The 18498-nt window shown below is 60.7% G+C and carries 21 protein-coding genes and 1 tRNA gene; 7 read left to right on the forward strand and 15 right to left on the reverse strand.

Annotation, left to right across the window (positions count from 1 at the left end; genetic code table 11):
* Positions 1-2721, reverse strand: a 2721-nt coding sequence (locus tag EOB80_RS35520) for a PAS domain-containing protein (protein WP_245466434.1), incomplete at its 3' end; no start/stop codon positions are given.
* A gap of 168 nt (positions 2722-2889) precedes the next feature.
* Here EOB80_RS35520 and EOB80_RS24925 point away from each other — a divergent pair.
* Complete coding sequence (locus tag EOB80_RS24925) at positions 2890-3240, forward strand: hypothetical protein (protein WP_127268024.1); 351 nt, start codon at positions 2890-2892, stop codon at positions 3238-3240.
* A gap of 72 nt (positions 3241-3312) precedes the next feature.
* On the opposite strand, the gene EOB80_RS24930 is transcribed toward EOB80_RS24925, so the two are convergent.
* Both EOB80_RS24930 and EOB80_RS24935 read right to left on the reverse strand, forming a co-directional pair.
* Positions 3313-3549, reverse strand: a complete 237-nt coding sequence (locus EOB80_RS24930; RefSeq protein WP_127330393.1) for a hypothetical protein — start codon at positions 3547-3549, stop codon at positions 3313-3315.
* Positions 3550-3673: 124 nt separating this feature from the next.
* Complete coding sequence (locus EOB80_RS24935; protein WP_127330395.1) at positions 3674-4588, reverse strand: DUF2865 domain-containing protein; 915 nt, start codon at positions 4586-4588, stop codon at positions 3674-3676.
* A 316-nt stretch (positions 4589-4904) separates the two neighbouring features.
* Between EOB80_RS24935 and EOB80_RS24940 the strand changes: the two genes are divergently transcribed.
* Entirely contained in the window at positions 4905-5117 is a 213-nt protein-coding gene (locus tag EOB80_RS24940; RefSeq protein WP_023810978.1) for a hypothetical protein, read from the forward strand.
* Between the two features lie 14 nt (positions 5118-5131).
* On the opposite strand, the gene EOB80_RS24945 is transcribed toward EOB80_RS24940, so the two are convergent.
* From EOB80_RS24945 to EOB80_RS24955, 3 genes are all read right to left on the reverse strand, one after another.
* Positions 5132-5500 carry a hypothetical protein gene (locus EOB80_RS24945; RefSeq protein ID WP_127330397.1) on the reverse strand — a complete coding sequence of 123 codons (369 nt, stop codon included), beginning with the start codon at positions 5498-5500 and terminating at the stop codon, positions 5132-5134.
* Between the two features lie 292 nt (positions 5501-5792).
* Positions 5793-6620: a glutathione S-transferase family protein gene (locus EOB80_RS24950; RefSeq protein WP_127320621.1), complete on the reverse strand. Its 828-nt coding sequence runs from the start codon at positions 6618-6620 to the stop codon at positions 5793-5795.
* A gap of 22 nt (positions 6621-6642) precedes the next feature.
* Positions 6643-7224, reverse strand: a complete 582-nt coding sequence (locus tag EOB80_RS24955) for a VOC family protein (RefSeq protein ID WP_127268028.1) — start codon at positions 7222-7224, stop codon at positions 6643-6645.
* 415 nt (positions 7225-7639) lie between these two features.
* On the opposite strand from EOB80_RS24955, the gene EOB80_RS24960 reads away from it, so the two are divergent.
* The gene (locus EOB80_RS24960; RefSeq protein WP_127330399.1) at positions 7640-8266 is read left to right on the forward strand and encodes a DUF5343 domain-containing protein; all 627 of its coding nucleotides are present in this window, start codon (positions 7640-7642) and stop codon (positions 8264-8266) included.
* A gap of 31 nt (positions 8267-8297) precedes the next feature.
* The gene (locus EOB80_RS24965) at positions 8298-8852 is read left to right on the forward strand and encodes a Swt1 family HEPN domain-containing protein (RefSeq protein ID WP_206516841.1); all 555 of its coding nucleotides are present in this window, start codon (positions 8298-8300) and stop codon (positions 8850-8852) included.
* Between the two features lie 37 nt (positions 8853-8889).
* Here the strand turns inward: EOB80_RS24965 and EOB80_RS24970 are convergent, their stop codons facing one another.
* From EOB80_RS24970 to EOB80_RS24990, 5 genes are all read right to left on the reverse strand, one after another.
* A complete protein-coding gene (locus EOB80_RS24970) occupies positions 8890-9564 on the reverse strand; it encodes a hypothetical protein (protein ID WP_127330403.1) in 675 nt (224 codons plus the stop codon).
* 204 nt (positions 9565-9768) lie between these two features.
* Positions 9769-10308: an NYN domain-containing protein gene (locus EOB80_RS24975; protein WP_127330405.1), complete on the reverse strand. Its 540-nt coding sequence runs from the start codon at positions 10306-10308 to the stop codon at positions 9769-9771.
* Between the two features lie 109 nt (positions 10309-10417).
* Positions 10418-10492 (reverse strand) — tRNA-Glu (locus EOB80_RS24980).
* A 90-nt stretch (positions 10493-10582) separates the two neighbouring features.
* Positions 10583-10990 carry a VOC family protein gene (locus tag EOB80_RS24985; protein ID WP_127330407.1) on the reverse strand — a complete coding sequence of 136 codons (408 nt, stop codon included), beginning with the start codon at positions 10988-10990 and terminating at the stop codon, positions 10583-10585.
* Between the two features lie 56 nt (positions 10991-11046).
* A complete protein-coding gene (locus tag EOB80_RS24990) occupies positions 11047-11430 on the reverse strand; it encodes a fimbrial protein (RefSeq protein WP_127330409.1) in 384 nt (127 codons plus the stop codon).
* Positions 11431-11458: 28 nt separating this feature from the next.
* Here EOB80_RS24990 and EOB80_RS24995 point away from each other — a divergent pair, with 28 nt between their 5' ends.
* Together EOB80_RS24995 and rpoH are read left to right on the forward strand one after the other, a co-directional pair.
* Entirely contained in the window at positions 11459-12499 is a 1041-nt protein-coding gene (locus EOB80_RS24995; RefSeq protein WP_127330411.1) for an RluA family pseudouridine synthase, read from the forward strand.
* Positions 12500-12689: 190 nt separating this feature from the next.
* A complete protein-coding gene (gene rpoH / locus EOB80_RS25000) occupies positions 12690-13601 on the forward strand; it encodes an RNA polymerase sigma factor RpoH (protein ID WP_127268033.1) in 912 nt (303 codons plus the stop codon).
* A gap of 142 nt (positions 13602-13743) precedes the next feature.
* Here rpoH and EOB80_RS25005 read toward each other — a convergent pair whose 3' ends face one another.
* From EOB80_RS25005 to EOB80_RS25020, 4 genes are all read right to left on the reverse strand, one after another.
* Entirely contained in the window at positions 13744-14616 is an 873-nt protein-coding gene (locus EOB80_RS25005; protein ID WP_127320616.1) for an MBL fold metallo-hydrolase, read from the reverse strand.
* 146 nt (positions 14617-14762) lie between these two features.
* A complete protein-coding gene (locus EOB80_RS25010) occupies positions 14763-15422 on the reverse strand; it encodes a peroxiredoxin (protein WP_127320615.1) in 660 nt (219 codons plus the stop codon).
* A gap of 220 nt (positions 15423-15642) precedes the next feature.
* On the reverse strand, positions 15643-16008 hold the full coding sequence (locus tag EOB80_RS25015) for a cell division protein ZapA (RefSeq protein WP_023810969.1): 366 nt from the start codon (positions 16006-16008) through the stop codon (positions 15643-15645).
* 11 nt (positions 16009-16019) lie between these two features.
* Complete coding sequence (locus EOB80_RS25020) at positions 16020-16292, reverse strand: DUF4164 domain-containing protein (RefSeq protein ID WP_013529251.1); 273 nt, start codon at positions 16290-16292, stop codon at positions 16020-16022.
* A gap of 263 nt (positions 16293-16555) precedes the next feature.
* Here EOB80_RS25020 and tkt point away from each other — a divergent pair.
* Positions 16556-18498 (forward strand): transketolase (gene tkt, locus EOB80_RS25025; RefSeq protein WP_245466435.1); only part of this gene is annotated, 1943 nt, incomplete at its 3' end.

The following is an 18498-nucleotide window of genomic DNA, read 5'->3' on the forward strand; positions in this document are numbered from 1 at the left end:
CTCCTGGGTTTCGCCGGTGCGCAGCACGGCGAGGTCGCCATTGACGAAAGCCTCGCCATCCGGCCCGAAAATCTCGATGTCGGTCTTGCCGATAGCCTCTTCCTTGCTGAAGCCCGTGAGATCGGACCAGCCCTTGTTGACATAGAACTGCCGGAGATCGGAGCGCTTGGCGTAGATCGATACCGGCACGTTGTCGATCAGGCTGCGGAACACCTCGTTCTCGCGCATGCTCTCTTCCAGCGCACGCTCGCGCGCCTTGACGTCGGTGATGTCGGTGCTCGAACCGACCAGATGCACCGACCCGTCCAGCGTCACCAGGCGGCTCTTGCGCGTCATCAACTGCCGAACCGTGCCGTCGCGATGGGTGACGGGTTCCTCGACCTCCCTGACGTCGCCCGTCACGGCGACTTGCGTGTCGTCATGGCTGTAGCCATCGGCGTCCTGCGCACCGAACAACTGCCGGTCGGTGCGGCCGATGACATCCTCCTTGGCCAAGCCGGTGATCGCGCACCAGGCCTTGTTGACGAATTCTATGCTCAGGTCCTGCGCCTTGATGAAGGCGGCCACCGGCAACTCGTCCATCACGTGCCGGAACAGGTCGATCTGGCGCATCGAATCGCGCAATGCCGCCTCGCGGCTCTTGATCTCGGAGATGTCGACGCGAACACCGATGAAGGTGCCATCATCGGTCCGCATGTCGTAGACCTGGTACCAGCGGCCGTCGGGGTTATGACGCTCGTAGCAGGAATTGGGCAAGCGGTAGCGGGCGAGGATCGCATCCAGCCAGCGGTCATGGTCGCTGTCGTAGAGCTGGTCGACTTGTGGATCGCCGCTGTCGCGGAAATAGCCGTTCGCATGGCCCAGAACGAGTGCCTCGCGGAATGTGCAGCCGGGCTGCCATGCCGGCTTCAAGGCCGGCAGCGTATCCTGGATCTTGCGGTTGGCGAAAACGAACCTGTCGTCGCGATCGTAGATGATCACGGCGGCCGGCAAGGATTCCAGCACGCTGGCAAGATGCTTGCGCGCATCCTGCGCTTCCGTCTCGCGGCGCTTCATTTCGGAAATATCGAACAGGAAGCCGGCAACATAGTTGCGGCCGCTGGCCATGCCGACGCGGCTCTTCCTGACGATACGCGATCGGCTGGCGCCATCGACCTCGAAATTCTCTTCCACTTCGTACGGCCGCCCGGTCGCAAGGACCTCACCTTCGCTCTGCTCGAAAAGCGCGACAGCGTTCGCCGGGAGGAAATCGCCGCCGGGTTTGCCGAGCATGGCTTGCGGCGTCTGGCCAAACAGAGCCGCGAACGCCTCGTTGACGAAGACGAAGCGCAGATGGTCGTCCTTGACGAAGATCGGATCCTTGACGGCGTTGATCACCGCCTCCGCCAGCCGCGCTTTCTCCAGCGCGTCGGCAAGTTCGGCCTCCCGGTTCTTCATGTCGGTGACGTCGACATAGGAGATCAGCCGCTTGCCGCCGGCCAGCGGCGCCATCGACGATATCAGCGTGCGGCCGTCATTGCGCGGGAACTGCCGCGCCGCGGCGATCCCGGCCCTGATTTCCGCCTCGCGCTCGGCGATATGCCGCTGCCATGATGCATCGTCGGCACCAAACGGATCGATGTCGCGGCTGGCGTCCATCAGATCGCGGAAGCTGCAGCCGATCTCGGCGCGCCGGGCGTCGATCTGCCAGAAATCATAGAAAGCACGGTTGATGATCTCGGTGCGCATATCGGCGTCGAGGACGAGGACACCGATCGGCATCTGGTCGACCATGGTGCGGAGACTGGCGAAGGTCTCGGCGATCTTGGCGTTCGCGCTTTTGATCTCCGCATCGCGTTGCTTGATCTCGGTGACCTCATAATAGGTCAACAGCCGCTTGCCGCCTGACAGCGCCGTCACCGAGAACATCATCGTCCTGCCATTGGCATGGACAAATTCGCGCGGCGCGACGGATCCGGCGCGAATCTCCTCGAGACGAGTGGCAAGGTAGCGCTGCCATTGCCGTTCGTCGATGTCGCCATAGATGCCGCTGCGGCGGTTGAGTTCCATCAACAGGCTGAACGGAGCGCCGACGCCGACAGCGCCGTCCGGAATCCTCGAGAGGTCGCGATAGGCCTTGTTGACGATCAGCGTGTCGAGCCTGGCGTCGAGGAGCACGACGCCCATGTGCATGGCGTCCATCGTCCGCTCGAGGTCGGCCAGATGCTGGTCGGGCTCGCCGTCGGCCGATGGTTCCTGCCCCGGACCTTTGAAGGCGCCGGCCAATGCCGTGACGTTGCGGCCGATTCCGCGATAGCCGGCAAATCTTCCTTCGTCGTCGAACTTCGGAAAGCCTGATGTCAAGACCCAGCGACAGTCGGCGCTGCCACCCTTGAGTTCGTAGACGAAGTCGCGAAAAGGCCGGTGCGCCTGCAGATCCTCCAAATGCGCGGCGCCACTACGATCGCCGTTCAGGACCTGATTGAGGAAGTCGAAGCGGAACCGGCCAAGCACGTTTGCCGGATCGATGCCGGTGGCTGCCTGGTAATTTTGCGAGAGCCAGGAGAAGCGCAGTTCGGCGTCGGTCTCCCAGACCCAGTCGGAACCGGCTTCGACGAGTTGGCGAAGCGCATCGTTCGAATCCATGCAAGAGGCGGACGATGATGCATCGTCGCCATGCGCTGTGGATCTGCGAGGCGCGCGCTTGCCGCGCGCCCTGATTGTTTCGTTCGCTTCCGCCATGCCGTCCCCACCCCGAAAACCAAGGCCGAACCCTCCTCCGCGGTTCGTCGGCAAAATGTGCCCGAGAAGCATTAAGGATCCGCTAACCTTAACGGTCAGTTAGCTTCATTCCGCCCGGTTGTCGGCGGGGTCGAACCCGCTATATAAGCAACGGGAGGGGTATTGCTGATGCTTGGACGGATTGTGCCTTTTTTCATGGGGCTGGCGCTGCTTTTCGGCGGCGGTTGCTCGCGCAGTTATGACGGCACGGTCGTCATCCCGAGGCCGCTCGATGTCCGGCGCTTCTGGGACCGGCCGCCACCGAATGTCGACTACGGCCAATCCGAGGTCGAAAACGGCGCTTTTCCGGTGGCGCCGCAGCCGCCCCGGCGTTTTTCCGAGCGCAAGGTCAGCCATGCCGCACCGAAACGGCACCAGACGAGGTTGCCTGCGTCGGCGTCCCTATCGGCGCCGGCGAAGTCGCTGACCTGCAGGAACGTCAGCGAGCCTGGCAAGAGAGCTCGCATGGTCTGCGATTAGATTGGAGCTTGGTCTTAAAAGCGGGATTCGGTCAAACAAACGCGATCCGCGGATAGCTCGGCGAACCGGCCTTCACAGGGAAGCAGCGCCTTTTTTCGGCTCCTTCGCTCCGAGTTTGTCGAGTGCAAGACGAACCTGACGCAGATCTTCCTGCCAACCGTCATCGTCGTCCATTGGACCCTCCGAGGCAGCCCGCTGCAACCCACGCGCCTCGGATTCGATCTCGCGCAGTTCGGCGATTTTCTGTTCGGTGGTCAGCGAGTCGTTTTCGACGATCTCCAGCACCCGCATTTCCCTGAACGTAGCCATGGCGTTCCTCCCGGCTGATGTCGATCACAACGCCGTGAGCGCCCCTCTGTTCCAGACGGATCGCGCAGCAGCATAGCAGCAGGCACGCCGCCGCCGGTGATCGCAAATCGGGGAAGACCGGCGATCATTCGGCCGGGAAAAATGCCGGGCCGACCAAGCGCACCGGCCGCTCGCCGGCCTCGATCGAAAGGTGCTGGGCGGCACCTGGGGCTTCGGCATCGATCCCGGGGACGGCCGCAACCGTGCTGAGATCCGGCTTCGCCGTCGGCAGCGGAATAATGGCGTTGCGCATGTTGGCGGGCGTCACGGTCCTGGCTCGCAGTTCGGTGACCCGCTGGTAGTAGCGCTTGACGTCGCATGCCTTGAAATTCGCATCATCGCGATATCTGAAGGCTGCCGGCAGCTCGGTATAGGGTTTGCGCGTGTCGAGCGCGGTCATCTGGTCGGTCTCGAGGCTGGCGTCGTTCAACGTGTAGAGGTCGACGCCGGGGTCATCGCAGATGTAACGGCATTGATCGACCGTCTCCTTCAGATCGCCGCTGGCGGCGAATTGCGACTTTGGCGCCGGGAAGAAATATCCGTCCGACAGACGCACGCAAAACAGCATCGCATTGCCGGCGAACGTGGTGCTCGCCGATTGGGTGCTGGGCGCGGCGCGCACAGGCCGTTGCTTTGCCGAAGGCGCACAGCCAAGCGCGACGAGGCGCGCCTGCAGGCCCGCTGTGTCGCGGCCCGAATTCCCAGCGGCAGCGATCCGGCGCTGCACATCCGAGCGGCTCCTGGCGAGATCGGCGCAAGCGTTGAAGAGACCACCAAGCGAACTTTTCGCCGTGCACTGGCGTTGTCTCTCGATAGTCTGGATGGCTGCAAGTTGCCGGCGCAACTGGGCAAGCTCCGGGCTCGCCCCGCCGCTGCGGCCAGCCGAAAGCAACTGGCTTCTGATCGCGCCGCAGCTGTCCGCGTAGGACGAAAGCGTACCGAACAAAACTGCGGCCAGCGAAATAAATGCGATCACCATGGAAGGCCAGAAACGGATCATCGGGACAACTGGTCCTTTTTGCAGAGAACCTGGAATTTAGAGCCATGACTTCAGCAAGCTTCGGCTACATGAGTAATTCCTAATAATATAAAGAATTTCGACATGAACGACCTATTGTCTATTGTACTACGTCACCTCGTGTAAATTCGATATTACATTTTTATTTCAAGATTGAGACGAACCTCGAAAGAAAGCGCAAGCCCGACCATCGCCGAGGACCTGCAGCGCAACGGACCGAGATCAATGCGCCATTATCGCCATGCGTTCGAAACCTTTGCCCGGTCTTCCGCGTTGAAGGACCAAAGGGAGAACGCAGATGTCGATCCACTTCACCGTCTCCGACCTGACAAGAAACCTGTTTCACTCGCTGGGGCTGGACCAGCGCGCGCCAAGGCCACTCAATCCCGAGCAAAGCCTGTTGCTGGAATGCTATCTGGCCGGCCAGGTTCCTGAATCAGCCTGGAGCGACTACGTCTTCGAGACGCCCGATCTTGCCCGGCATGCCGAGGCCAGGCGCAGTCACCACTGACCCGACAACGAGGCTTACTTGGGAGAGGCGAATTGCAACGTAAACACGTTGCCAGCGATCCCTTGCGCCAGCTTCTCCGAGAAAGTCAGGGGCAGGCAATCCTGCAGGGCCGCCGTCGCGGCATCGACAAACGATTTCTTCGATTTGGCATCACCATCCACTTTAATGGCCGTCGGCCTCGGCGGGCCGATCAGCGTGCCGTCCCGCTTGAAGCTGAAGCTCAAGGTGACGCTGGCGGTCCCGGCGTCCGCCGGCGGTGTCCAGCATGCCTGGATCGCTGCCCCGACATCGTCCATCGTGTTGAGTTCGGCTGCACTCGAAGCATGGACAGCGGCCGCCAGCATCACGCCCGCAACCGCAATCCGTCTCGCAACGCTTTTCATCGCCAGCCCTCGTCTCATGCCTGACCGACAATCCATGCCGGACTGCCGAAATGGATGGTAGGGCCAACGCCGGCAATGACAATATCTCTCGACAAAAGTTGACGCCAAAAAAGCGACACTGGACGAGGCCTGCGTGCCAGATCGCACTTGGCGATGGCGTGCGAAAGCAAAAAGGCCGGCATTGCGCCGACCTTTCCTATCGCTACGACGTTCTGCGCCAGTACATCCGTGGTCGCGGGCCGAAAGCGAATTGCCTGCAGTAGACAGGGCTTTGGTTAACGAATCCTTAACCTCAGGCCTTGGCCTGCGACTTCACATGGGCGATGTAGCCGCGCACATCGCCGGCCGGCTCGCTATAGGCCTTGCCGAGCGTCTTCTCGATCGCCGCCACATAGTCCTTCGCCCACTTGGGCAAGGCATAGTCGACGACGGCCAGGAATTCGAGCGTCGCCGCCAGGCGGATATCGGCGATCGACGGGTTCTTGCCGCCGATGAACGGCTTGCCGTCCCTGAAGAAGCTGTGAAACACTTCGAGCGGCTCGGCGATCGCCGCCATCGCCGCCTTCTGGGCCTCCGACTTCCTGTCGGGGTGCGCGTCGCTGTGGCCGACCTCGCCGGCATATTGTGGGAAGCCGAGCGCCGGATAGGTGGCGCGCGCCACATAAGGGTAGAGCGTACCGATCAGGTAGAACATGGCACTGTCGACCATCGCCCGCTTGGCCGGCGCCTTCGGATAGAATTTCTCCAGCCCGTGCTTGTTGGCGAGATACTGCATGATGGCGCAACTTTCCCACAGCACGCCTCTGGGAAGGCCCTTGTCCTCGATCATCGGTGTCAAATGGGCGGGATTTCGCGCCATGAACTCCGGCGAACGGGTGTGGCCCCAGGCATCGGTCTCGGCATGGTCGAAACCGGCCGCGCGCGCAAACACCCGCACGGTCATGTTGTTGACGCTGGGCTTCAGCATGCTGAGCTTCAACGCCGGCTTCTTGGCCGGCTTGGCCTTGGGCGCGGCTTTTGCCGTCGCCTTCACCGCAGGCTTGGCGGCCGCCTTGGCTTTTGGCTTTGCCGCAGCTTTCGCCGCGGATTTCCCGGCAGTCTTCGTCGCTGTCTTGGCCATCTTGTTCCTCCCTCTGGTCTGTTCAGTATGGGTTCTTCGGCGCCCGATCGTCCGACAAGGTGGCGCGGGAGCGCTCGACGAGCGCCTGGATCGCATCGGCGAGATGCACTTCGGCGATGTTGTAGTCGCCGCGCGCGACCCGCAGCCTGTGCGCTTCCATCAGCACATCGGCGTGGGTGAAGCCCGCTGGCGGTTCGAAGCGGTAGGACGCCAGTTCGATCAGCAGGCCGAGCGGATCCTCGAAATAGATCGAATCCATGAAACCGCGATCCTTGACGCCGCTGTGCTTGATGCCGCGCTCGTCAAGCCGGGAGACCGCCTGCAGGAAGGTGACGCGCGACACCGAAAAGGCGATGTGGTGGACACAGCCCGGATCGGTCGGCGTGCGCCGTTTCTCCGGTGTGCGGCTCTCGTCGGTGAAGATGGTGATCAGCCGGCCGTCGCCGGGATCGAAATAGAGATGGCTTTCCCTCGGCTTGTCGAGGTTGGGCTGCTCGAAGATGAACGGCATGCCGAGCACGCCTTCCCAGAAATCGATGGAGGTCTGGCGTCCGGCGCCGACCAGCGTGATGTGATGAACGCCCTGCGACTGCAGTTTCTGCATTGGTCTCCCTCCCGAGGCATCGACTGCCCGTCCGGATCCGCCCAACACCCGGCGTTCTGCGCGCCGCTGGAGCCGGGCCTCAGGACCCATGACGCGATGCTAATGCAATCGGCCCCGCTACGCCAGAAGCGGCGAATGCGATCTAGGTTGGACGATTGGTGGAGACGGAGAGAGTGGTACGCCCAAGAGGAGTCGGACCCTTGAGAACTCCGTCGATGAAACCCCCATAGAAAGAAGCAGATACCTCTGAAGCCTCCAACTTGGTGGTACCGAACTGCGGATATTGCGATGCCTTGGCTGATTATGGCTGCACTGGCTCTCCTATTCGATCCACTCAACGATCTACTTTTACAGTCGCTTAGTTGCGTCATCTGCAACTTCGGCTATCGTGAAGCCTTGCCGCTAGGAGGGGATCGTGCCTGCAACATTGCCATACTTATCAGCGCCTGGGTCGATCAAAACAGCCTTCGAGAAGATCAAGGCCGCCGCGACGCCGGAGCGTGTCACGGGAGATTTTGTCACGACGAAGCTTCAATTGAAGGGGGGAACGGGCGCCGCTATGCTGCCGTTCCTAAAGAGAATCGGCTTTGTGGCTTCGGACGGGAGCCCAACTGATCTTTACAAGCAGTTCCGAAATAATATGACTGACAAATCCGCTGTAGCGGCGGCAATAAAGCATGGCTATAAGCCCCTGTCCGACGCCAACGAGTATTTTTATGACCTATCAGATTCCGCTCTTCTATCGCTAATTCTGCAAGTCACTGGAGCGGCTGCGGAAGGTCAGGTCCCCAAGCTAACCCTTTCGACCCTGAAGATTTTGAAAAGCTATGCAAACTTCGATACCGACGATGCACCTCAAATTCAACATGTTCCGGCCAAAGACGTCGTACCAATGGAGCATATTCAGTCTATACGACGAAGCGGATTGGGCTTGAATCTATCGTACACTATCAATCTCAATCTGCCGGCCACTTCAGATCAGGCCGTTTTCAATGCTATATTCAAGAGTCTCAAAGAGCATCTGCTTTCGGAAAATGAATAGATCCGTCCTAGATAAGATAAAGGCATTCGGAATGACCAACCAGATGGTTGCCGAAGACCTATCCCGCATTGCCACTCAGTACGGCCTTGAGCTTGGTCATTTGCCCGCCATCTCCGCTGAGGTAAATGAAAAATACTACCCACAGATCGACATGGCTATTCGCGCTGAGGCGAAGGCAATGTCCCGCCACTACGAAGTTTTCTACTCCCTAGAAAAGTCCATTAGAGGACTCGTCTCAGAAGTTATGGAGGCAGCTGACAAGACGCCGGACTGGTGGCAGGGTGCACGCGTTTTGCCCAACATTAAGACGGAAGTTGCCAGCCGTATCCAAAAAGAACTCGATGCCGGCGTAACGCGCCGCTCCCATGACGAACTGGACTATACTACTTTTGGCGAGCTCTCTGGGATAATCACCGCGAACTGGGACATCTTTGGCGCGCTTTTTTCTAGCAAACGGGCAGTCGAGAAGGTTATGGCGAGCCTCAATGCGCTGAGAAATCCTATCGCGCATTGCAGCCCACTTGCTGAGGACGAGCAACTGCGTCTTCAACTTACGATGCGCGATTGGTTCAGGCTCATGGAATAATTCCGCCGACCGGCCGGCCGACCGGCGTGGCTAACAGTCACATCTTTCGGAAGCTTAGAAACGATCTTCCCTCGGCGAAGGCACCTGCCGCAACTGTACGGATGTTGCGGCGCGGGTTGATTACGCTTTCGCAGGTCCGCTCAATTTTTGCGACCATCGCATCGATGCGCTGCTTGAGCAAATCCGGATCCTCGGCACCCTCCCAGAAGACGCCTTCGGCCCTATGCATTCGCTCGAGATGTTTTTCGAATTCCTCCGGTGACATTGGGCTGCGCCCTTGATCACGCCAAGACCGGGAAAGCTGGCGCGACGCCAGAAATATCTCGTTTATTATGCTGGTAAGCTCCGTGAAGGGTTCCGCAGTCTCCTTGCCGAAGTAGAGGCTGAACCGGTGCTTAAGGGGAATCAACTTCGAGAACACCTCAGCTTTGTTGTTGTACCTCTCAATTGCAACGTAGGCATTGTTGAGGAGCTGGGTTTCCTCCTCAGTTTCCCCCTCCCGCTTATTTCTGGTTGAGCCTTCGCCTCCGTATCCGAAGGGCGATCGAATGTGGCTGAAAGCGTCCCTGGCCTCCAAGAACAGTTCGTAGACACGCTCAGCGAGTTCAAAACGCTTTTGACCAAGCGCTGATCGCCGCCAAGCGGTAACGCCTATGGCTACAGAAATCGCTGCGATTACAACCGATGCTGTCTGTAAGAATGATGCCAGCATGTCACCCCCAAATCACATTATTGGAATCTGCTTCTACGCAGCGGCGAAACGCTGTTGGCGCGCCTAGATTCTTCAGCCGTTTCCTCGGCGCAGAGGACGAGCGTTCCACCCTCAGCATTCGTGAAGGCCACCAACTCGGCGAACAGCTGGCGGCAGCTTTGGCCTGCAGCGGGTCTGAGTCCTTCACCTCTCCAAGGTGTTGGCTCACATTCGCAGCGTCTCTAGATATCTGTCCAAGCCGATAAATTTTGTCGCTACCTGCGCCAATTCGCGTGAGGCGTGGTTCCAAAACACCACCTCGACCTTATAGCCATCTTCCTGAAGTGCTTTGATGGTCGGTACATAATCAGCGTCGCCCGCCACGAGTGTGAAGATATCCTTTTTCGGATCGCCAGACTTATAAGCGTCTTTCGTCAAGAGCGTGGCGATACCCGTGTCGATCTTCTTCTCCTTGTTGGCGTAATTTCGATCTTCGAGGTGAACATCGAAGCCGGCCTTCTTAGCAAATTTCCAGATTCCGTCATTAGGAGGCGGGCGCGATCCGAAGAGCGCAGCACGCTTGATTTGGCGATTGTTCTGTCCAAAGAGAAATTCATGTAGTTTGCCAAAGCTAATCTGGTAGCCTTGGTCAAGGACACCATTGTTCATCGCCTCTTTGATGTCCTTCGCAAGCCCCTGCTTGACTGCGCTGACACGACGACCTTCGATGTAAAGATTGGAATTGTCGACATAGACGTAGTCCATTTTGCCACCCGCTTATAACCCAAACTATCCGAATATGTCCTAGTCTAGGGTGAAAAGCCATAAATGTTGGATAGAACAAAACGCGACTAGAAAAGTGCTTTGAAATCTTTGGTACGCCCAAGGGGAATCGAACCCCTGTTCCCGCCGTGAGAGGGCGGTGTCCTGACCGCTAGACGATGGGCGCGTTCAAGAACCGGCGATATAGGCCGAGCGCTGGGAAAAAGCAACTGGGGTTCGGCGGCTTTCCCTTATCGGGGAAAAGTCGGCTGCAAGCCTATCGTTTCGGCTCGATGAGGTCCCAGAGATTGCCGTGCAGATCGGCGAAAACCGCCACCGTGCCATAGGGCTCGGAGCGCGGTGCTTCACGGAATTCGACGCCCTTCTCCAGCATCGCTGCATGGTCGCGGGCAAAGTCGTCGGTTTCGAGGAACAGGAAGACACGCCCGCCGGTCTGGTTGCCGATGCTTTTGCTCTGTGCCTCGTCGGAAGCCGCGGCCAGCAGCAGCTTGGCGCCCTGCCCGTTGGCCGGCGCCACCGTGACCCAGCGCTTGCCGCCGCCGAGATCGACATCCTCGACGAGCAGGAAACCCAGCCGCTCGACATACCAGGCAATCGCCTCGTCATAATTGGCGACGACCAGGGCCACGGTCGCGACGCGTCGATGGTCGGCGAACCCGGTCATACCTCAGGCTTGTTCATTTCTGCGACAAACCTGTTTGTTGCATTGTTGCGGCCCGCTCATTTGTTGCGGATCGCAAAACGACCGATCAGGCGTCGCTCGGCGATGTCGTAGACGAAGATCGTGCGGCTGCCGTCGGCAAGCTCGGCGTCGATCGAGACACGATTGCCGGACAGCGACTGGCTGACCACCTTGGCCCCGACCGGCAGCACGATGTCGCCGCTGACCGGTTCGCCGGCGGGTGTCTGGATATCGCCGGCCAGCGGCGGGTTCGCCGGCGGTGCATTGCGCGCTTTGTAGACAAGGGCGCCGATCACCACCATAAGGGCGAGGAACAGCAGGCCGAGATTGATCCCGACGAAGCGGACGAGTTTCCTGCGCACCTTTTCGACCTCGGGGTCGAGCGGCTTATCCTGGTCTTCTTCGGCGATCGGGCTGGCCATGGCAAAACAGTTCCGGAACGGTTTTTCAATGAGCGCTCATAGCGAAGAGGCCCCTGAATTGATAGAGGCGGAACCGACAGTGCTGGTGGCGGGCGCGGATGCGGCCGGCCTGCGCCTCGACCAGTGGCTGGCCGCAAACCTCGGCCCGGACATGTCACGCAGCCGCGTGCAGATGCTGATCAGGCAGGGCGCGGTCTCGGTCGACGGCAAGCCCGTCGACGAGACCAAGCGCAAGATGGCGCCGGGCGAGAGCGTGTCGGTTACCATGCCGGAGCCGGAGCCGGCGGAGCCGCAGGGCGAGAACATCGCACTCGATGTACTCTATGAGGACGACGAACTGATCGTCATCAACAAGCCGGCCGGGCTTGTCGTGCACCCCGGAGCGGGCAACTGGACCGGCACGCTGGTCAATGCGCTGATCCATCATTGCGGCGCCAGCCTTTCAGGAATCGGGGGTGTGCGCCGGCCGGGCATCGTCCACCGCCTCGACAAGGAGACCAGCGGCGTCATGGTGGTCGCCAAGACCGACCGCGCCCACAAGTCACTGTCCGAGGCTTTCGCCGATCACGGCCTGACCGGCGACTTGGAGCGTGCCTATCTGGCGCTGGTCTGGGGCATACCGCAGAGGCCGACCGGAAGGGTCGACGCGCCGCTCGGCCGCGCCGCCGACCGCGTGCGCCGTGCCGTGGTGCCGGAAGGACGCGACGACGCCCGCCATGCGGTCACCCACTTCGCCGTGCAGGAGCGCTTCGGCGAGAGCCAACAGGAGTTCGCCACGGCCAGCCTGGTCGAATGCCGGCTGGAGACCGGCCGCACCCACCAGATCCGTGTCCACATGGCGCATATCGGCCATCCGGTGATCGGCGACCCCGATTACGGCCAAGCCTTCCGCACCAAGGCCAACCGGCTGCCCGAACCGCTGAAAAGCCAGGTCAAGGCATTTCCCCGGCAAGCTTTGCATGCCTGGCTCCTTGCATTTCGGCACCCCACTACCCATCTAACGATGAGGTTCGAGGCGCCGTTACCGAGGGACATGGAGGAACTCGTCGGCGGCTTCCGCAAGCTCTGAACCTGCCACAGAAAAACCTGAGCAGCATTGTTCACTTCAGCGTGACACACTGTTTCGTGTTGAACAAATGCCTGTCTTTTCTGGTTTTGTTCCTGTATAAGATCTGATGTCGCGGGCGAGCCTTTTGGTGCTCGCGTCACATGCCCGCCGCGTTTCGGGGGCATCACTCCAATAGAGAGGGGGCGCTATCATGGCCCAGTCATTACCCAGTATCGTTTCCGGCGAAGGCGGCCTCAGCCGCTACCTGGAAGAAATCCGCCGCTTTCCCATGCTGCAGCCGCAGGAAGAGTACATGCTCGCCAAGCGTTACGCCGAGCATGAAGACACCTCCGCTGCGCACAAGCTCGTCACCAGCCACCTCAGGCTCGTCGCCAAGATCGCCATGGGCTATCGCGGCTATGGCCTGCCGATCGGCGAAGTGATCTCGGAAGGCAATGTCGGCCTGATGCAGGCCGTCAAGAAATTCGAACCCGAGCGCGGCTTCCGCCTCGCGACCTACGCCATGTGGTGGATCAAGGCCTCGATCCAGGAGTACATCCTGCGCTCGTGGAGCCTAGTCAAGATGGGCACGACCGCCAACCAGAAGCGCCTGTTCTTCAACCTGCGCAAGGTGAAGGGCAAGATCCAGGCGCTCGACGACGGCGACTTGAAGCCCGACCAGATCACCGAGATCGCCACAAGGCTGAACGTTTCCGAAGCCGAAGTGGTGTCGATGAACCGCCGCCTGTCCGGCGACGCCTCGCTCAACGCCCCGATCCGGGCCAGCGAAGGCGAATCCGGCGAATGGCAGGACTGGCTGGTCGACGACCACGAAAGCCAGGAAGAGATGCTGATCGAGCAGGACGAGCTGGAAAACCGGCGCGGCATGCTGTCGGGCGCTCTTGCCGTGCTCAACGAGCGCGAGCGGCGCATCTTCGAGGCCCGTCGCCTCGCCGAAGAGCCGCTGACGCTGGAAGAGCTGTCGTCCGAGTTCGACATCAGCCGCGAGCGCGTGCGCCAGATCGAGGTGCGCGCCTTCGAGAAGGTGCAGGACGCGGTCAAGGCCGCCGCCAAGCGCCAGACCCAGGCGCTGCGCACGATTGAGGCGCAGCCGGCGGCGTAAGGTTAGCTAAGGCAACAAAAAATCAAGGCGGCGCCAGGAAACCTGGCGCCGCCTTTTTTGTGGCTGATTGGGAGTTGGCGAACGGGGGCGACAGCCAATCTCCCCCGCAAGGGTCGAGATTGGCAGCTTCACCAACGGCCCCTCAAAGCCCGTCCAGCGGAAACTTCAGGTACCGCCGGCCATTGGCTTCGGGTTCGGGCAGCCTCCCGCCATTCATGTTGACCTGCAGCGCATGCAGGATCAGCCGCGGCATCGGCAGCGTCCTGTCGCGCGCCTCGCGCAGGGCGACGAACTCGGCCTCGCTGCAGGCGGCGGCAAGATGGATGTTGGTAGCCTTCTGTATGGCGACCGTGCTTTCCCACAAAGGTTCGCGGCCGCCGGCCTGATAGTCATGGCCGACGAACACCCGCGTCTCGTCCGGCAACGCCAATATGTCCTGGATCGAGCGCCAGAGCCGCGCGGCACTGCCGCCGGGAAAGTCCGTCCTCGCCGTGCCGCTGTCGGGCATGAACAGCGTGTCGTGGATGAAGGCGGCATCGCCGATCACATAGGTGATCGAGGCCAGCGTGTGTCCGGGCGAGAACAGCACCTTGACCGGAAGGGTACCCACTTGGAAGGTTTCGCCTTCTCTAAACAGCCTGTCCCACTGCGAACCGTCGGCGGGAAAATCCGGCCAGTTGTAGATCGCTTTCCACAGTTTCTGGACCTCGATGACCCTGTCGCCGATCGCCGTCGGCGCGCCGGTCTTCTCTCTCAAGTAATGCGCCGCCGAGAAATGGTCGGCATGCGGATGGGTATCGAGGATCCATTCGACGCTCAGTCCCTGCTCGCTGACGAAGTCGAGCAGGACATCGGCATTCGTCGTTGCCGTGGCACCGGATTTCTCGTCGAAATCGAGGATCGGATCGATGATGGCGCATCGCTTCGTCGCCTGGTCGGCGACGACATACTGGATGGCGCCGGTCGGCTTGTCATAGAAGCCGCTGACCTGCGGCCTGGCCAAAGCTACGTCCAATTCCGGCTTCCCCAACTCTCGGTCGCCAGGAATGATTTTCTCTGACGACACCCGAGAGGAGCATGGTTGTCCGCTCGGTGTCGTCAGTCAAGTATCACTTGCTCGCAAGGGTGAGGAGGCCAAAGATCGTTCCGAGGCGCCTGGGATCAGGCCGATGGCTGCTTGGTCTTCCGCAGATAGGGCAAAATGGTCTCGTAGGCGCCGAAGCGCTTGATCGCGTCATCGTTGGAGACAGCAGCGGTGATGATCACGTCCTCGCCCTGCTTCCAGTTTGCCGGTGTCGCCACCTGATGCTTGGCGGTGAGCTGCATGGAATCGACCGCGCGCAGGATCTCATCGAAATTGCGCCCCGTGGTCATCGGGTAGGTCAGCACCAGTTTGATCTTCTTGTCCGGTCCGATGACGTAGACCGAGCGCACTGTGGCGTTGTCGGCGGGCGTGCGGCCCTCCGACGTCTCGCCGGCACCGCCCGGCAGCATGTCGTAGAGCTTGGCGACCTTGAGGTCCTTGTCGCCGATCAGCGGATAGTTCACCGAATGACCGGTCGCCGTCTTGATGTCGTCCTGCCACTTGCCGTGACTTTCGACCGGATCGACCGAAATGCCGATGATCTTGACGTTGCGCTTCTTGAACTCGCCTTCGAGCCCCGCCATCGTGCCAAGCTCGGTCGTGCAGACCGGCGTGAAATTCTTCGGGTGACTGAACAGGATCGCCCAACCGTCACCAATCCAGTCATGGAATTTAATCGTCCCTTGCGTGGTCTCGGCGGTAAAATCCGGCGCAATGTCGTTGATACGAAGGCTCATGGTACATCTCCCCTGTAAACGGAACCGTCGGCAGCGAGGAACGGCACGCGGCAACCCACGCCGCCATCAAGCTGTCCCGCCCGGCATCGTTGCATCATAGCGCAAAAATCGTGGCTGCAAGATAATATGAAACTCTTGTCGGCGGCAGGCGAGCATTTTTATGCTGCCGAATGCGCGGCGCGCGGATGAGAGCCTGGGGTTGGACAGGAAAGGTTCTGTCTCAGCTCTTGTTGACCGCCAGCGTCACAGTCAGGTCTTCCATGCGCTGTGCCAGCGCGCCGAGCGCGTTGGTGAGCACGCTATCGCTCTTGTCGGCCTTGGTCAGAGCCTCGTCGCGGGTCTTGCGCAAGGTCAGCACTTCGCTTTCCATGCCCTTGACGCGTTTTTGCAACTCCGAGAGTTCATCCATCACCATGATGCCGGCCATCACGGTCAGCCGCTGATCGCCGATCTCGCCGAACGAGTCCTTCAGGTGTGAAACATAGCGGTCGAAGCGTTCGGCAAGGTCGATCAGATGCTCTTCCTGGCCCTCGTCGCAGGCCATGCGATACTGCTTGCCGTCGATTGAAACCGTGACCTGTGCCATCGGGCCAGCTCCTATCTGTCCAACACGGCGCGGATGGTTTCCATGGCGGTCACCAAACGTCGCGAGACTTCCTTGTTGGCATCTTCCAGCCGTTCGGCGCGCGCTTCGGAATTATCGAGTTCCTGCGCCAGCCGCGAGCGGTCGGCATTCATCCGTTGCACCTCGGCCTCGGCTTCGGAGTAGTCGCGTTCATGCTCGAGCTTGGCCGCGACGGCGTTTTCCAGCCCCTCGATGGCCTTGCCCAGCCTCGCGATGACTTCCTTGAGTGTGGCTTCCCCGGTCATGGCCTTCGTCCTGTGCCCTGCCCATCACCGAATCGTTCACGTTCAGAACGCGTTATCCCTGAAACATTAGGCACCGGGTGAAGGCAACGTCAACAAAGCTCTCGCGACTGTCCCCCGCTAACGCTAATGTAGGTCCGCCGCCGGCATCACAAGACCGGCAAATGTGCACCCGATTTGTTGACTAAAAGCCCGCGCCTGCTATGTGTCGCGCACCCTTTTCAAGGGCTCTCCCAAGCCCCCAAACCCCCACTTCTGGAGGAACCATGACGTCGCGTGAACAACATGACCGGATGGCCAATGCGATCCGCTTTCTCTCCATGGACGCCGTCGAGAAGGCAAATTCCGGCCATCCAGGCCTGCCCATGGGCTGTGCCGATATCGCCACGGTGCTGTTCACGCGCTTCCTGAAATATGATCCCAAGGCCCCGCACTGGGCCGACCGCGACCGTTTCATCCTGTCGGCCGGCCATGGCTCGATGCTGCTCTATTCGCTGCTGCATCTGACCGGCTACGAAGACATGACCCTCGACCAGATCAAGCACTTCCGTCAGTTGGGCTCGAAGACCGCCGGCCATCCCGAATACGGCCATGCCGCTGGCATAGAGACGACGACGGGGCCGCTCGGCCAGGGTCTCGCCAATTCGGTCGGCTTCGCGCTCGGCGAGCGCATCATGAATGCCGCCTTCGGCAACGATCTCGTCGATCATTACACCTATGTGCTGGCCGGCGACGGCTGCCTGATGGAAGGTGTTTCCCAGGAAGCCATCGCGCTTGCCGGCCATCTCAAGCTCAACAAGCTGATCGTCTTCTGGGACAACAACGACATTTCGATCGACGGTCCGGTCTCGCTGTCCGACAACACCGATCAGGTGGCCCGCTTCCAGGCCTCCGGCTGGAATGCCAGCCACATCGACGGCACCGATCCGGAAGTCATCGCCTATGCCATCGAAGCCGCCCGCCATTCCGACAAGCCGACCATGATCGCCTGCAAGACGACCATCGGCTTCGGCGCGCCGACCAAGGCCGGCACCAACAAGGCGCACGGCTCCCCCCTTGGCGCCGACGAGATCGCCGGCGCGCGCAAGTTCTTCAACTGGGATTCGCCGCCCTTCGAGATTCCGGCCGACATCCTCGACGCCTGGCGCACCGCCGGCAAGGCCGGCGTCAAGGCGCGTGCAGACTGGGAAGGCCGCCTGGCCAAGGCCGATGCCAAGCTGAAGGCTGAGTTCGAGCGCCGCATCAGCGGCAAGCTGCCGTCCAATTTCGACGCGGTCATTGCCGATTACAAGAAGAAGCTGTCGGCCGACAAGCCGAAGGTCGCCACCCGCAAATCGTCCGAGATGGCGCTGGAAGTCATCAACGGCGCCTTGCCCGAGACCATCGGCGGCTCCGCCGACCTGACCGGCTCCAACAACACCAAGACCAGCCAGACCAAGAACATCACCTCGGACGACTATGGCCAGCGCTATGTCCACTACGGCATCCGGGAGCACGGCATGGCGGCTGCGATCAACGGCCTGACGCTGCATGGCGGCCTCATCGCCTATGGCGGCACCTTCATGTGCTTTTCCGACTATGCCCGGCCGTCGATGCGGCTGGCATCGCTGATGGGCATCCGCTCGATCTTCGTCATGACCCATGATTCCATCGGTCTGGGCGAAGACGGCCCGACCCACCAGCCGGTCGAGCATCTGGCCGCATTGCGCGCCATTCCCAACCACAATGTCTTCCGCCCGGCCGACGCCGTCGAAACCGCCGAATGCTGGCAGATCGCCCTTGAGTCGGAAAAGACGCCGTCGACGTTGGCGCTGACACGCCAGAACCTGCCGACGGTACGCGACGAATTCGTTGCCAGGAACCTGAGCAGCCAGGGTGCCTATGAGCTGGCTGCCGCCAGCAGTGAAGCGGCGGTGACGATCTTCGCCACCGGCTCCGAGGTCGAGATCGCGCTCGGCGCGCGCGACCTGCTGGAAAAGCACGGCCATCCGACCCGCGTCGTCTCGGTGCCCTGCTTCGAACTGTTCGACCAGCAGAGCGACGACTACCGCAAGAAAACGATCGGCAACGCGCCGATCAAGATGGCGATCGAGGCCGGCATACGCCAGGGTTGGGATCATCTGATCGGCTCCGACGGCATCTTCGTCGGCATGACAGGCTTCGGCGCCTCGGGCACGATCGAGCAACTCTATCCGCATTTCGGCATTAC

Source organism: Mesorhizobium sp. M7A.F.Ca.MR.245.00.0.0 (assembly GCF_003997415.1).
Taxonomy (GTDB): Bacteria; Pseudomonadota; Alphaproteobacteria; order Rhizobiales; family Rhizobiaceae; genus Mesorhizobium.

What these genes read in the sequence shown, in the direction of transcription:
- EOB80_RS24925 (WP_127268024.1), top strand. Translation starts at nt 2,890, where the DNA reads ATGCTTGGACGGATTGTGCCTTTTTTCATGGGGCTGGCGCTGCTTTTC.
- EOB80_RS24930 (WP_127330393.1), bottom strand. Translation starts at nt 3,549, where the DNA reads ATGGCTACGTTCAGGGAAATGCGGGTGCTGGAGATCGTCGAAAACGAC.
- EOB80_RS24935 (WP_127330395.1), bottom strand. Translation starts at nt 4,588, where the DNA reads ATGATCCGTTTCTGGCCTTCCATGGTGATCGCATTTATTTCGCTGGCC.
- EOB80_RS24940 (WP_023810978.1), top strand. Translation starts at nt 4,905, where the DNA reads ATGTCGATCCACTTCACCGTCTCCGACCTGACAAGAAACCTGTTTCAC.
- EOB80_RS24945 (WP_127330397.1), bottom strand. Translation starts at nt 5,500, where the DNA reads ATGAAAAGCGTTGCGAGACGGATTGCGGTTGCGGGCGTGATGCTGGCG.
- EOB80_RS24950 (WP_127320621.1), bottom strand. Translation starts at nt 6,620, where the DNA reads ATGGCCAAGACAGCGACGAAGACTGCCGGGAAATCCGCGGCGAAAGCT.
- EOB80_RS24955 (WP_127268028.1), bottom strand. Translation starts at nt 7,224, where the DNA reads ATGCAGAAACTGCAGTCGCAGGGCGTTCATCACATCACGCTGGTCGGC.
- EOB80_RS24965 (WP_206516841.1), top strand. Translation starts at nt 8,298, where the DNA reads ATGACCAACCAGATGGTTGCCGAAGACCTATCCCGCATTGCCACTCAG.
- EOB80_RS24970 (WP_127330403.1), bottom strand. Translation starts at nt 9,564, where the DNA reads ATGCTGGCATCATTCTTACAGACAGCATCGGTTGTAATCGCAGCGATT.
- EOB80_RS24975 (WP_127330405.1), bottom strand. Translation starts at nt 10,308, where the DNA reads ATGGACTACGTCTATGTCGACAATTCCAATCTTTACATCGAAGGTCGT.
- EOB80_RS24985 (WP_127330407.1), bottom strand. Translation starts at nt 10,990, where the DNA reads ATGACCGGGTTCGCCGACCATCGACGCGTCGCGACCGTGGCCCTGGTC.
- EOB80_RS24990 (WP_127330409.1), bottom strand. Translation starts at nt 11,430, where the DNA reads ATGGCCAGCCCGATCGCCGAAGAAGACCAGGATAAGCCGCTCGACCCC.
- EOB80_RS24995 (WP_127330411.1), top strand. Translation starts at nt 11,459, where the DNA reads ATGAGCGCTCATAGCGAAGAGGCCCCTGAATTGATAGAGGCGGAACCG.
- rpoH (WP_127268033.1), top strand. Translation starts at nt 12,690, where the DNA reads ATGGCCCAGTCATTACCCAGTATCGTTTCCGGCGAAGGCGGCCTCAGC.
- EOB80_RS25010 (WP_127320615.1), bottom strand. Translation starts at nt 15,422, where the DNA reads ATGAGCCTTCGTATCAACGACATTGCGCCGGATTTTACCGCCGAGACC.
- EOB80_RS25015 (WP_023810969.1), bottom strand. Translation starts at nt 16,008, where the DNA reads ATGGCACAGGTCACGGTTTCAATCGACGGCAAGCAGTATCGCATGGCC.
- EOB80_RS25020 (WP_013529251.1), bottom strand. Translation starts at nt 16,292, where the DNA reads ATGACCGGGGAAGCCACACTCAAGGAAGTCATCGCGAGGCTGGGCAAG.